At 39.3% G+C, this 14,784-nt stretch carries 11 protein-coding genes; 6 read left to right on the forward strand and 5 right to left on the reverse strand.

Annotated elements, in window-relative coordinates:
* The first annotated feature begins 1,016 nt into the window (after positions 1-1,016).
* Positions 1,017-2,006, forward strand: a complete 990-nt coding sequence (locus H1R81_RS14005; RefSeq protein WP_181841363.1) for a GTP-binding protein — start codon at positions 1,017-1,019, stop codon at positions 2,004-2,006.
* 131 nt (positions 2,007-2,137) lie between these two features.
* Positions 2,138-3,715, forward strand: a complete 1,578-nt coding sequence (gene cysS / locus H1R81_RS14010) for a cysteine--tRNA ligase (protein WP_181841364.1) — start codon at positions 2,138-2,140, stop codon at positions 3,713-3,715.
* 64 nt (positions 3,716-3,779) lie between these two features.
* Here cysS and pruA read toward each other — a convergent pair whose 3' ends face one another.
* The 4 genes from pruA to H1R81_RS14030 form a co-directional block, all read right to left on the reverse strand.
* Positions 3,780-5,411, reverse strand: coding sequence for an L-glutamate gamma-semialdehyde dehydrogenase (gene pruA / locus H1R81_RS14015; RefSeq protein WP_181841365.1), 1,632 nt, complete (start codon positions 5,409-5,411; stop codon positions 3,780-3,782).
* 212 nt (positions 5,412-5,623) lie between these two features.
* Positions 5,624-6,925 (reverse strand): TolC family protein, encoded by a 1,302-nt coding sequence (locus H1R81_RS14020; protein WP_181841366.1) that lies wholly within the window; start codon positions 6,923-6,925, stop codon positions 5,624-5,626.
* Positions 6,926-6,961: 36 nt separating this feature from the next.
* On the reverse strand, positions 6,962-8,560 hold the full coding sequence (locus H1R81_RS14025) for a DHA2 family efflux MFS transporter permease subunit (RefSeq protein ID WP_181841367.1): 1,599 nt from the start codon (positions 8,558-8,560) through the stop codon (positions 6,962-6,964).
* Positions 8,561-8,599: 39 nt separating this feature from the next.
* Positions 8,600-9,643 (reverse strand): HlyD family secretion protein, encoded by a 1,044-nt coding sequence (locus H1R81_RS14030; protein ID WP_181841368.1) that lies wholly within the window; start codon positions 9,641-9,643, stop codon positions 8,600-8,602.
* Between the two features lie 208 nt (positions 9,644-9,851).
* On the opposite strand from H1R81_RS14030, the gene H1R81_RS14035 reads away from it, so the two are divergent.
* From H1R81_RS14035 to H1R81_RS14045, 3 genes are all read left to right on the forward strand, one after another.
* On the forward strand, positions 9,852-10,403 hold the full coding sequence (locus tag H1R81_RS14035) for a MarR family winged helix-turn-helix transcriptional regulator (protein ID WP_181841369.1): 552 nt from the start codon (positions 9,852-9,854) through the stop codon (positions 10,401-10,403).
* A 117-nt stretch (positions 10,404-10,520) separates the two neighbouring features.
* A complete protein-coding gene (locus tag H1R81_RS14040; protein ID WP_181841370.1) occupies positions 10,521-11,363 on the forward strand; it encodes an alpha/beta hydrolase in 843 nt (280 codons plus the stop codon).
* A 61-nt stretch (positions 11,364-11,424) separates the two neighbouring features.
* Positions 11,425-12,222, forward strand: a complete 798-nt coding sequence (locus tag H1R81_RS14045; protein WP_181841371.1) for an alpha/beta hydrolase — start codon at positions 11,425-11,427, stop codon at positions 12,220-12,222.
* A 6-nt stretch (positions 12,223-12,228) separates the two neighbouring features.
* Here the strand turns inward: H1R81_RS14045 and mraY are convergent, their stop codons facing one another.
* Complete coding sequence (gene mraY / locus H1R81_RS14050) at positions 12,229-13,449, reverse strand: phospho-N-acetylmuramoyl-pentapeptide-transferase (RefSeq protein WP_181841372.1); 1,221 nt, start codon at positions 13,447-13,449, stop codon at positions 12,229-12,231.
* A 537-nt stretch (positions 13,450-13,986) separates the two neighbouring features.
* Between mraY and H1R81_RS14055 the strand changes: the two genes are divergently transcribed.
* Positions 13,987-14,697, forward strand: a complete 711-nt coding sequence (locus tag H1R81_RS14055; protein ID WP_181841373.1) for a GntR family transcriptional regulator — start codon at positions 13,987-13,989, stop codon at positions 14,695-14,697.
* Positions 14,698-14,784: the final 87 nt, after the last annotated feature.

Here is a 14,784-nt window from a genome sequence, read left to right on the forward strand (position 1 = left end):
TTTTAACTCTCCCCCAATCTCCTGATTACCACCTTTTTACTATGCTCCTGCTATGTAACGCTCAGTCTGTTCCTCATTTTTGGGACTGCAAAGGTAAGGCTCTTTTTTACATTTGTCAATACCTCTCCTCAAAGTTTTTTAACGCCTTTCCCTTATTTTCCTTACTACTAACTACTTACAGTTTCACCCCTCAAAAACCTTTATATAAGTTCTTGAAATTGTCCTATCAACACTATTTTACCTTTATGCTTTTAGGTATATTTACTTATGGGGACCATCAAAGGTTAAAATTGGTACGGTGGTTAAATCGGCTTAGTAGAGTACCTATTATATATCACTTTCTAAATTGTGAGTATATAGTCTCTCTCTACTTTATATTAATATGCCTTGAACTTTCAGAATTTACTATTGCCTTAGGTATTTAGTATAAAAACCGATGCTGTCACAAATGGTATAGAAAACCCAATCCTTATTATTTGTTCTTCATATTTCCCGCATTTACTCTAAACTTTAAAAATCAAATTGTTGTTATGCCCCTACTGTTATATTCTATAAAAGTTGTTTAGGGTTATTTCTTTAAAAATGTGTTGTTTTGACTACACCTGCATCAAATGATTTTCAACCCTGCCATGCGAAGAATGACACAATAGTCTGATTTTACCGGAAATCTCCTCAAACACTTTGAGAACACAATGGTAAGTCGGAAATTTAGGGGGTGCCTGGTAGGTGACACCCAGTCTTGGATAACCATCCACACTCGCCATCCACAGAGTAATAATTGAAATGAAAGAAGAGAAAAGAGTTGCAAGCGCAATTAAAGTGGAATCGAAAAGGTTACCATTATGGTGGGAACCTTTTTGAAAGGAGACAGTAGCGAAGCAGCGAAGCGATAGTTTCAGGTACCAGCTACTAAACTGGAACCAGAAAAGGTAGACACTACGGTGACTACCCTTTTGAAAGAAACGAAACAAGTTCATAGTATATATAGAGTATAGTTTTCATTTAAACAACATTGCATGAAAATTCCCGTAAATCTGATTACAGGTTTTTTAGGAGTGGGCAAAACCACTGCTATCAAACATTTGCTGGCAAGCAAACCCCAGGCCGAACGTTGGGCTATTATTATCAACGAGTTTGGCGCTGTTTCTATCGATCATACAGCTATTGAAGAAAAAGATGGCTTGACGATTCGTGAAGTAGCCGGGGGGTGTATCTGTTGTACGGCCAATGTACCCATGCAATATACGCTTACTACTGTATTACGTCAACAGAAACCCGACCGGATTCTGATTGAACCTACGGGTATGGGGCATCCTGAGAATATTCTGGATTTGCTTCGAGGTAAATTCATGAAAGATATATTAGATGTAAGAGCCACGATTTGTCTGGTTGATCCTCGTCGATGGGCGAATGCTGATGTTAGAGCAAATGAGACTTTTCAGGACCAGATTAATCTGGCCGATGTATTGATAGCGAATAAAACAGACCTGGCAGGCGAAGAATTAACCGAGGAATTTAAGGATTGGGCAGATTCTTTGTATCCACCTAAATTATTGATAGCCCATGTAAGCAATGGCGAGATTGATTTTAACTGGCTAAATATTGAACCATTTGGCGATAGAAAGGCACAGTTCGCACATGAAGCTCATCATCATCATGCACATGAAGGAGAATTACCAGTGCCAACCCTTGGAAATCCGGTTAAAAAGGAAAGTCATGGTTTAGGTTTACATGGTTGCGGCTGGATTTTTTCGCCTGATGAGATTTTCAATCTTCCTAAGCTACGTCAGTTTTTTAGTAGCTTGAAAGACGTTTACCGGGCCAAAGGAGTTTTCAGAACAGGTAAAGACTGGGTCTTGATCAATGCCGTTGGTGGAGAGTTTACTGTTCAATATATTGCCTATCGCCGTGATAGTCGGGTTGAACTGATTGCACCTACCAAGTTAGACTGGGCATTGTATGAAGAAAAACTGAATGACTGTTTGCTTGAAATTCCGGTGGCATAAAAGCCTATCCTTTATATACATTATATATAATACAGAAATTAACTTTAAATTTGCATCTATCAAGATAGATGAACCATAAGATAACCAACGTTATACAATAGAATTAGAACATACGATATTGAACGACCTATATGCAAAACCTGAAGATTTATAATACACTTACACGCCAGAAAGAAGAATTTAAACCCCTTAGTCCACCTTATGTAGGAATGTATGTCTGCGGACCAACCGTTTACAATTATGTACACTTAGGGAATGTTCGCACCTTCCTGACTTTCGATGTGCTTTTCCGTTACCTGACTGAAATTGGTTATAAGGTTCGTTACGTAAGAAATATTACTGATGTGGGTCACCTGGTGGGTGATGGAGATGAAGGAGAAGACAAAATCGGAAAGATGGCGAAACTGGAGAAACTGGAGCCTATGGAGATTGTACAAAGATACACCAACGATTTCCACAAAGTATTAGAGCAATTCAATTTCCTGCCACCAAGCATAGAACCTACTGCCACAGGGCATCTGGTTGAACAGATTGAAGCGGTAAAAACATTGATTGATAAAGGCTTGGCATATGAAGCTAACGGTTCGGTTTATTTTGATATTAATCAATATAATCAAGAAGGTAATGATTATGGCAAACTGTCAGGCAGAATCCTGGAAGATTTGCTGAATGAAACCCGTGAATTGGATGGACAATCTGAAAAACGTAATCCACTTGATTTTGCTATCTGGAAAAACGCAAGCCCTGAACATATTATGCAATGGAAATCTCCTTGGGGTATGGGATTTCCGGGATGGCATTTGGAGTGTACTTGTATGAGTACCAAATACCTGGGCAAGCAGTTTGATATTCACGGCGGCGGTATGGACCTGAAATTCCCGCACCACGAATGTGAAATTGCGCAGGGTGTTGGTATTACAGGCGTAGAGCCGGTTCGCTACTGGATGCACTCTAATATGTTGACAGTAAACGGGCAAAAGATGTCAAAATCTTTGGGTAATTCATTCTTACCATCAGAGCTTTTTGCCGGAAGTCACCCATTGCTTGAGCAGGCTTATACTCCAATGACTGTTCGCTTCTTCATGCTTCAATCGCAGTACCGTAGTACACTTGATTTCTCGAACGATGCTTTAAGAGCTGCTCAAAAAGGTTATAGACGTTTGATTAATGGTTTGCGGATTGTGAAGACGTTGACATTAGACATTAATGACAAAGTAGCTGATAAAATACCAAGCGAGCTGATTGACGATACGCAAGCAGGTAACGTAGCTACGCAAACTGTAGCGGCTCCGGTTGTTAAGGTTGCCATTGATGAAAAGAAAAAACTGGATATTGAAAAAACAGTGCAGGCTTTTTATGAGGCAATGAATGATGATTTGAATACAGCCGTGGCTATCGCTCAGCTATTCAATTTGTTGAAGTATGTGAACATGATTTATATGAATCAGCTAGACCCAAGGACTTTGGGTGAGGATACTTTCAACTTGTTGCAAGAGAAGTTTGTGGTATTTATGGAGCAGATTCTGGGTATTACAGAGGAGCCTTTAACACAAGGCGATGGTATTCTGAGCGGGATGTTGTCTCTTTATAAAGAATATAAGTCGAGCCAAAGATATGACAAAGTAGACGAAATCAGAACTTACTTCAAATCAAACGGCATGACTATCAAGGATATGAAGCACCGTATTGATTGGGCCTGGGAAGAATAGGAATTATATAGAAAAAGGTGGCGCTTCTGGGCGCCACCTTTTGGTTTATATAAGTTTATATCTATTACTCCTCTCCCAAAAACGGATATTTATAATCAGTAGGTGAAACGAAAGTTTCTTTGATTGTACGAGGTTGTACCCAACGGAATAAGTTCAGGATTGAACCTGCCTTGTCGTTTGTACCAGAAGCACGGGCACCACCGAATGGTTGCTGGCCTACAACGGCACCTGTTGGCTTATCGTTGATATAGAAGTTTCCGGCAGCATCCACCAGTTTTTTAGTTGCTAAATCAATAGCGTAACGATCTTTGGCAAAAATGGCGCCTGTTAAGGCATAAGGAGAAGTAGCATTCACCAATTCCAACGTCTTTTCGTAATCTGCTGCTTCATATACATAGATCGTGAGTACCGGGCCAAAGATTTCTTCGCACATCGTCACATAATTAGGGTCTGATGTGAGTAGAATGGTCGGCTCAACAAAGTAGCCTTTCGACTTATCGTAGTTCCCTCCGGCAAGTATGCTTACTTTATCGCTTTTCTTTGCATTATCTATATAGGTAGCAATTTTATCAAACGATTTTTCGTCAATAACCGCATTTACGAAGTTGGTGAAATCTTCTGTGCCACCCATTTTGATCTCTTTCAAATCTGCTAAGACGTAGCCTTTTACTTCTTCCCAGATATTAGATGGAATATAGGCACGGGAGGCAGCTGAGCATTTTTGTCCCTGGTATTCAAAAGCCCCACGAACCAGGCCTGTTGCCAAAGCCTTTGTATCAGCAGATTCATGTGCCATTACAAAGTCTTTTCCACCGGTTTCACCCACAATACGTGGATAAGATTTATACAAATGAATATTCTCGCCAATCGTTTTCCAGATTGTCTGGAATACTTTGGTACTACCTGTAAAGTGGATACCTGCAAAGTCTGGATGTTTGAAAACTATATCTCCTACTACAGGGCCGTCAACATAAATCAAGTTAATAACTCCATCTGGTAAACCTGCTTCACGGAAAACTTCCATGATTACATTCGCTGAATAGATTTGCGGATAAGCAGGTTTCCAAACCGTTACATTACCCATCATGGCTACGCATGAAGGTAAGTTTCCGGCAATGGCGGTAAAGTTGAAAGGAGTTAAGGCAAATACAAAGCCCTCTAATGGTCTGTATTCCAATCTATTCCATAAACCACGTACTGAATCAGGTTGCCCAGTATAAACCTGCTCCATAAAAGCCACATTGAAGCGTAGGAAGTCTATCAACTCACAAGCTGAATCTATCTCCGCCTGATAGGCATTTTTTGATTGACCCAACATGGTGGCCGCATTCATTTTTGCTCTATATGGACCTGCTAATAAGTCGGCTGCTTTCAGGAAAATACTGGCTCTTTGCTCCCATGAAAGCGCCGCCCAGGCCGGACGAGCCGCTAAAGCTGCTTCAATGGCTTTTTCTACATGAGAGGCGTCTCCTTCACTGGCATAGCCTAATACGTGTTGATGGTCATGTGGAGGAGAAAGCTTGATTTTATTGTTGGTATGTATTTGTTCACTGCCAATATACATCGGCACCTCAATTTGTTTCGAGCGAGCCTCTGCAATGGCTTTTTTGAGTGCGAGTTTTTCGGGAGAACCTTTACCGTAATTCAGAACCGGTTCATTAACCGGCGTAGGTACTTTAAAGATAGTATTATTCATGATTGATGAAGGGGATTTTTTGCCAAAATTAGAGGAAATTTTAGATAAGTTCGAATAAATCTTTTGTGTATTGTTGTCCTCTTTATACCATAATTATAAACACAACACAATTATTCTCATTTCGGTTTACTTTGCTTTGGCAAGCCTATCAAAAAGAAAACCCACCCGAATAATTTATTCAGATGGGTCTCTGTTATGTTTAATTTTGCTTTTTATAACTTCACACCCGATAATCTGCTAATCTCCAGTTTTGACAATATTATCTGATAATCATATTGTAACAAACTGAATTTGGCATCTTCTACGGCTGTTTCAGAAGTCTGAATTTCTAAAGGAGTACTTACGCCATTTGTCAGACGGATTTTAGCCAGTTTCAAACCATACTCTGCCTGAAAGACATTGCGCTCAGCTAATGCTCTTTTTTGCGTAGCTACTTTAATGTCATTAAAAGCATTTTCAATATCACGATTAATCTGCGTTTTCTGTGCTGCAGTGTTTTCTCTGGCAGCATCCAGATTAATTCTGGCGATCTGGGTATTGTAAGCACTTCTCTTGCCTGTGTAAATCGGAACAGTTAATCTGACACCCAACAAAGTATTAAAACGCCAGGCATCAATATTTGGCTGATAACCATTTTTGATACCCGCTGCTGCATTGGCAGATAATTGCGGCAAATTACCCATAGATGAAATCTTGATTTCCTGCGCTAAAGCATTTTCACGAGCAGCGGCAGTTCTTAAATCCAGGTTATTAACGATTGCTTCGCTGATAGCTCCACGGGAATCTGCATAAGGATAATTATATTGCAATTCGGCATTAGCCGGAATCTGATTATGTGCATCAGTACCAATTAAAGCGCTCAGGAAAATGTATTGTTTCTCCAGTTGTCCTTGTAAATCTACTACTCTGATTTCGGCATTTTTGTAACGTACTTGCGCTTGTACTACATCATAATCAAGGGCATCGCCGCTCTTTAATCTATCGCTGATAATCTTACTGTTTTCATCCACCAGTTTTACCTGGTCCTGTTGCACAGCAATCGCTTTTTGCAGATAAATAATACCATAATACAACTGTGCTACCTGATAAGCCAAAGTTTGTTTCAGGCTTTCGATACCTTCGCGTTGTTGTTGCATTTCAAGCAAGGTTTTCTGTACGCTTGCTTTGAATCTGCCCCAATCGTAAATCACATATGAAGCTGCTACATTAGTACTATAATTATTATGCGGCTGAAACTGTAATTTACCCTCAAATCCCGGAATCGGGATAACGGCCTCGGCAATAGGGTCGAGCCTTGTATAGCTTATCTCTCCGTTAATCTGAGGTTTCGTTCCACTTTGTTGTACTTTGATACGATAGTCGCCCACGTTCAATAACTGTACTTGTTCTTTTATGCGCGACGACCCTTCAAGGGTCATTTTAACCAATGAATTTAATGTCTCATTGGAGTTTTGTGCAATGGCTACCTGACCAAAAAGTAATAGGATAGCTATGGATATTTTTTGAAATTTCATTTTCGGAAACATAAATGTTTTTGATAAAATCTATCATTAATGAGACTCTGCTGCGGCCTTGGCTGCGGCAGCCGATTCGGCAGCACTTTTCTTTTTTGTTCTGAGTAATACCACTAAAGGCAGCACACATATAAAGAAAATCGAGATAATGCGGAATGTATCCAGATATGCCAGATAATACGACTGTCGATCGAGTAACAGCTCTAATTGCCTGTATGCCTGAGCAGTAGCTTGCATCGCATCGCCTGTACGAGATAAAAAAGACATCTTGATGGCATTGAATCGCTCAGCAAACAGGGGATTGTTCGGCACATAATTAGCTACTAAATCTGAACGGTGCTGGGCATATTGCAACGCCACGTAGTTATTAGCCAGGGCAATGCCAAATGCCCCACCCAATTGACGGATCATATTTGTGAGAGAAATACCTGCACCAAATTCACTCGGTTTCAAACCTGCAACCGATGCATTAATTAATGGTAATTGCAGAAGTACTGTTCCTAAACCACGCAGCAATTGCATAGGATAAAAATCCCATTTACTCATATCAGTAGTGGCCGTTCCGCTATAAAACCCGAATGCCGCAAAGATAATAATCCCTGCTACCACAAACGGAATCGGCGATGCTCCAGCCGACATACGACGCCCCAGAATCGGGAATATAGGCAATATAGTAAGTGTAGGAAATAACAACGAAAGCCCGGTTTCGTACGGGGTAAAACCATTGATACGTTGCACCAGAACCGGATAAACGAATACAGACGTAAATAAACCAAACCCGGATACCATTACGAAAATGCTGGAGAAGGCAAAGTTTCTGTTGCCAAAGATTTTCAGGTTTACTACCGGATGCTCTGTGTTTAATTCCCGGCTGATAAAACCTACAATACCGACTAAAGCTACCAACGATATAACCGAAATCTCTCTTGATTGAAACCAGTCTTTCGATTCGCCTTTTTCCAAGACATATTGTAGAGCACCTATACCTATCATTAAGAGCGCGATACCTAAATAGTCTATTTTGATTTTATCCTTGTGCTTACCCTCATCGGCTTTTTTAGGAATGTACAAAATAGTCAGGATAGTAGCTACAATACATATAGGAACATTAATAAAGAAAATATCTCCCCATGTATAATTATCTACGATGTATCCGCCAAGAGTCGGGCCTAAAGTTGGACCTAATACGATACCCATTCCAAAAAGCCCCGAGGCTGTTCCTCTGTCTTTGGGCGGAAAGGCATCGAATAAAATGGCTTGAGAGGTCGATAGCAAGGCACCACCGCCTATCCCTTGAATAAAGCGCCATAAAACCAGTTCCCAAAGACTACCCGAATTACCACAGAGGTAAGAGGCGATCCCAAAGAGTATCATCGAGCCGAGGTAATAATTTTTTCGTCCGAAATACTCTCCTAAAAAGCCTGTCATCGGGATGATAATTACATTGGCAATGGCATAAGATGTAATAACCCAGGCAATATCTTCGATGGTTGCTCCTAAGGATCCGGCCATTTGGTTGAGTGCTACGTTTACAATCGTGGTATCCAGTAACTCCATAATAGCGGCAGTTACGGTTGTCAAAACGATGATAAACCTTGAAGCACCCGACACGTTGTTTTCTAATTGATTTTCCATGAAACGTGTTTATATAGTATCTTCAATACCTGCGTAGATTTATTTAATTTTTACCTCTACTTCAAGGCTCATGCCCGCGCGGAGTTTATCACGATATTTTTCTACCCCATGAATTGCAATTTTTACAGGGATTTTCTGCGTTACTTTCACAAAGTTACCACTGGCGTTATCAGGTGGGAGAAGCGCATATTTTGCACCAGTGGCATCAGAAAAATCAGCTATTTTACCTTTCAACTCCAGCTCAGGGAAAGCATCTAATTTAATAGTCGCCTCCTGTCCAATAGCCAGACGACCAATTTGCGTTTCTTTAAAATTGGCAACTACCCAATACAAAGAATCCTGCACAATAGTGGCAAGGGTCTGGCCTGGCTGAATGTATTGTCCGGGTTCAACGCTTTTTCTGCCTATTTTCCCGTTTTCGTTAGCATATACCTTCGAGTAAGTCAAGCGAAGTTTTTGTTGCTCAATTTTTGCTTTTTGTACTGCTAAAGAGGCTTCTGCTTTGTGAAGATTACTGTATAAAATATCCATACGTGATTTCGACGCGGCAATGTCTTGTTTTTGCCCTTCGTATTGAGCAGTTAATACTTCAAAATTTGATTTACTATCATCTGCCTGACGTCTTGTAATGGCATTATCAGCAAATAATTTAGCATCTCTTTCCGAATCCTTCTGTGCTTTATCTTTGCGTAAAACAGTAGCTGTAATATTGGTTTCGGCGGCGTTGATGGTCATTCCGGTATTTTTGATATTAGCCTTGGCATTCTCAACGTCTGTCAGCAATTGCTGGTAGGTTGCTTCCATTTCAGTTAAAGCCAGTTGTTGTTCGCGGTCGTCAATATCAACCAGTAGCTGGCCTTTCTTTACCTGTTCAAAGTCTTTCATACTTACACTGCTCACGTAGCCTCCTACACGTGGCACAACCGGAACAGTATAAGTTTCTATCTGTGCATTGTCTGTTGTTTCGTAGTGCTGATTATACTGATAACGTTGGTAAGCGTAGATACCTGCCCCTAACAGGATTAGTACTAAAATGATACGGGGAATGTAGTTCTTAACAGATTTTTTTTGTGGAGTTTCCATCTTTTCTTTTGGTAATATTAATGTTCGCTTTGTTCCTTCATTAGTCAACCATATTGACGATGCAAAGGTAAACTAAGTTGACTAAATTAGTCAAGCATATTGACTAATTTATTTTTTCTACTTAATTTTGTTTCAGGAAAAGGAATTGGACAGAATTTACTACTTTTGCAATATGCTGATAATCAGCGCATTGAATCTTAATAACACAATGAACGAGGATATATTAAAAGAAGTGGCAGTTTTTAAAGCTACCAAAGGAAGGCTTTTTGGCAAACTTTTAAGCAAAAGCTACCGCTTCATGAGCGAGATAGCAAGTGAGTATCTGCAAGGCATCGGATACAAAAATTTCAGAATAGGCCATGCTGTCGCCTTATTACATATAGATTTAGAGGGGACTAATATTAACACGCTTTCTAATAAAGCGTGTATAACCAAACAAGCGATGAGTAAACTGATTAAGGAGCTGCAAAACGAAGGGTATGTAACCGTAGAGAAAGACCTGACAGATGCCAGAGCACTCATTGTCCGACATTCAGCAAAAGGGGTACAAGCTTTGATAGACTGGAAAAGATGTATGGAATATGTAAATGAGAAGTTTAAGGAAATATTAGGTAGTGATAAATTAGAAACATTAAGGGAGATTTTATATGAACTGGTAGATCACTATGAAGCCTCTACACAATATAATAAGGCTAATGATCTGAGACATGCCATGATGAGAAAGGATTCTATGATATTAGATGATTTCGATAAAAATTAGATGAATCCAGAAAGCTGAATCTCTGATAATTAATAAAAACTACGTATGTTAGTAGATGAAAACCAGTAGCTTGTTTTAATATTTGGTTTTGACAGAAATCAACCCAACACTGGAATCATGACAGTTACCCAAATCATTATATTAGTCGTTGTTCTTTATCTAGCAATCTGCATTATTGCCTATAAGGTACAGGAATACTTTATATTTAAGCCTGAAAAACTTTCACCTGATTTCAAATTCAGATATGACGACCATTTTGAAGAATTATTCTTTGATATGCCCGATGGTGCGCGCATCAATGGCTTGTTGTTTTATGATGTAGACGAATCTACACGGGGATTGGTCATTTATTTTCATGGCAACACCCGAAGCATTAAAGGATGGGCCAAATATGCCAAAGACTTTTTTGCTCATGATTATGACGTGCTGATGATTGATTACCGAGGCTTCGGTAAAAGTACAGGTAAACGCCACGAAGATACTATGTATGAAGACTCACAAGCGGTATATAATCAGATGTTGAAAAAAGGTTACCTTGAAAAACACATCATTATTTACGGTCGTTCATTAGGTTCTGGTTTTGCTTGCAAATTAGCCTCTCGCAATCATCCCAAAATGCTTATTCTTGATGCACCTTATTATAGTTTCTCACAACTAACCAGCCGGTTTTTGCCTTTTCTTCCTGTTTCAATGATTCTCCGTTTTTCTATCCGTACCGATGAATACATTAAATTTGTGAAATGTCCTGTTTATATTATCCACGGCACGAAAGATTTCCTGATTCCCTTTCGTTCAAGTGTGAAATTAGCAAGACTGGCGCCACAGCATACGCGTTTAGTGCCTATTTATGGCGGAGGACACAATAATCTGCCTTCATTTCCTGAATACCATAAACACCTTGAAGATATTTTATTAGACAGATTTGATTTAATTTTTGACAAACAATTCCGAATAGAATAGATTTGTGTTTTGAATACCTTTAAACCTATTCTGAAATAGTTTCTGCAAAACAAAAGATACAGTGATTAAGAGAATTATAACAATTGCCCTAATTATTTACGCTTCCGTTTTTGGATTGGCCGTCCTTTTTCAACGTTTTATTATCCTGCATCCTGATAAATTAGAAAAAGGTTATGCGTTTGAGTTTGATGATGCCGTGGAATTTTATGTATCGCCAAACCAGACTATTAACCTTAATGCCCTGATGTTTCTGACTAAAGATAGTACCAAAAAAGGCGTAGTGATGTATCTGCACGGCAACTCTCATAATATACGGGTATGGGGCAAATATGCCAAGCAATTTACCTCGCGTGGATATGACGTAATCATGTACGATTACCGGGGTTTTGGCAAAAGTAATGGACGATTAGACGAAGGAAATCTTTTGAGTGATGCACAAACTGTACTGAAAGATATTCAGAGACGTTATCCGCCAAGAAATATGATTATTTATGGCCGCTCGCTGGGTACAGGAGTAGCCACTAAATTGGCTATGGATAATGAGGTAAAAATGTTAATCTTAGAAACACCATATACTTGCATCCCTGATGTGGCCTGGAGCCATGCCCCCCTATTCCCTTATAGTAAGGCATGTGAATTTCAGTTGCCTACTTATGAATGGATCACAAAGGTAAAATGCCCTATATATATATTTCATGGAACTGACGACCAGATTATTCCTTATGAACACAGCCTGAAATTAGCTCAGTTTTTAAATAAAAACCCCAAAGACATTCTCACTACTTTAGATGGAGGACGTCATCGGGGTTTAGATAAATTTAAAGAATACCAGGCAAAGCTGGACGAAATTCTTAAATAATTTCTATTAGCGCAGTTTCAAGGTTACCAGACAAGCAACTGCCAACACAATACCTACAATCCAGAAGCGGGTAACGATTTTTGCCTCATGGTAACCTTTTTTCTGAAAATGATGATGCAATGGCGACATCAGGAATAGTCGGTTTTTCTGGGCATACTCCAGACCTCGCTTTCTTTTCTGGTATTTAAAATAACTTACCTGCATAATAACAGACAGGTTTTCCATTAAGAATATCCCACACATTACCGGTATCAATAATTCTTTGCGAAGCGCCAGAGCCAATACTGCAATGATACTCCCCAACATCAGGCTCCCTGTGTCTCCCATAAATACCTGTGCCGGATAAGCATTATACCATAAAAACCCGATACAGGCACCTACAAAAGCAGTGCAGAAAATTACCACCTCTCCGGAATTGGGAATCATCATTATGTTCAGATATTGTGAAAACACCTTATTCCCTGACAAATAAGCAAAAATTGCTAACGTAAGACCGATTATAGCAGAAGTACCTGCAGCCAGGCCATCAATACCATCGGTAATATTTGCTCCGTTCGATACGGCTGTAATAATAAAAATAACAATGATTACATAAGGAATCCAAGCAAGGCTTTCGGGCAGGAAACTGCCAAGAAGCTGATAATCTATTTCATTATTTTTGAAGAATGGTAATGTGGTTGTCAAAGAATGTGTATCTACGTACTTCTGTACTTCTCCTACAGCCGTGCTGATTTTAGCTTTTTCATATACTCTTATTTTTACATAATCGTTAAAATACAGGGCCAGACCCACTATCAAGCCTAAACCCACTTGTCCAACCACCTTGAAGCGGCCTTTCAAACCCTCTTTATCTTTTTTGAAAACCTTGATATAATCATCGGCAAAACCAATTCCACAAGTCCATACAGTAGCAATAATCAGCAATACGATATACACATTATCTAATTTTGCGAATAACAAAACCGGAATCAGCAATGAGGCTAAAATGATAAACCCGCCCATAGTTGGTGTGCCTTTTTTCTGCATCTGCCCCTCCAGACCCAGATCCCGGATGGTTTCTCCAATTTGTAATTTCCGTAGATAATTAATAAGTTTTTTACCGTAGATTGCAGCAATTAAAAGCGAGAAAACAATAGCACCCATGGCACGGAAAGTGATGTATTGGAACACCCCTGCACCGGGAAAATTAAAGGATTTGTCAAGGTAAGTAAACAGATAATAAAGCATAGGACATTAAGTTTTAGGAAAGTGTAGCAAAGATAGTTTTTTTTGAAGTTTTCAGAAAAAAAACCACCTTTTTTTAAAAATTCCCATACAAATAACTCTTGAAATACAAAAAACAGATTTTTTATATTTCTGTATAGTTGTTTTAAATAAGCAGAAATATAGTGCCGAACATGAAATTTTTAAAATTTCTAATACTTTTTTGACCAATACCTACTCCAAAATTATCTTCCTCAAAAAAAACCTGATAAATATTTGTCTATACAACGTTTTTTCTCTTTTTTTGTATGGTATTCTTAGGTAAGACTATAATAATGTTTAAATATATTTATTAAACTTCTTTCAGAAGTATTAAAGATTTTGAGTTCCCCGCCCGTCGGGGTATTCATCATAGGTTAAAGTATTTTCGTCTTGGAAAGGCATTCGGGGATCCTGAGTGCCTTTTTTGATAAATAGAAGCCTTGAAAATAGTGCTGATAGGCAAAAGCCTATTATTTTTGCATCTTTACACCCGACACTCTATCGCTCAAGGGTAAAACTATGAAGATACCGCTTTATCGGCAAATCCAGGCTCATTTAAAAGAGAAAATCACTTCCGGGCAATACATAGAAGGCAATTTACTCCCTTCTGAAAACGACCTTTGTATAGAGTTCAATGCTACGCGTATGACCGTCAGGCAAGCATTGAACGAGTTGGTAAAAGAAGGCTACATTACCCGGCAGCATGGTAAAGGCAGTATTGTATCTGCCATGCGTAAGTCTCTGGGTTTACTTTCACTGAAAGGGTGGACAGAAGTAGTAGGTGCAAGCGACCGACATGGAACTACCTCTATTTTAGAAGGGCTCGTAATAAAGACGATTACCGAACCTATTTTTAAACATTTACTTCATCAAGAGTTTCATACAGAATTTGTATTTTTGAAGCGTCTCCGGTCGGTAGAGGAATTTCCGGTGATACTTGAAGAAACTTACATTCCAAACGAAAACCTTTCCGAATTGACAAAAGAGCCTTTGATTGATGGCTCATTATTCCGTACGCTTTTTATGCGTTATCAGGTAGATGTCAATAGTATGCAGCAAGAGGTACGAGCCATTGCTGCTACCAAAGAAATTGCCGGTTTGCTGAAAACCAAGGCAAAGTCACCAATTTTGCAGATTCTACGGCGCTATGGTACATCAAAAGAAGGTTTTTATCTGTATAGTCTAATTTATTGTAATACTGAAAAATACGCAATAAGTAGTTTTAACTAAGGATGCCGCGAGACGGTCACCCCCCCACCCCTGAAGGGGGGTTATTATTTAACCAAAAAATTCCCTTTCAGGGGATAAGGGTTTTTA

The sequence above is a fragment of the Emticicia sp. BO119 genome (assembly GCF_013912375.1).
Lineage (GTDB): Bacteria > Bacteroidota > Bacteroidia > Cytophagales > Spirosomataceae > Emticicia.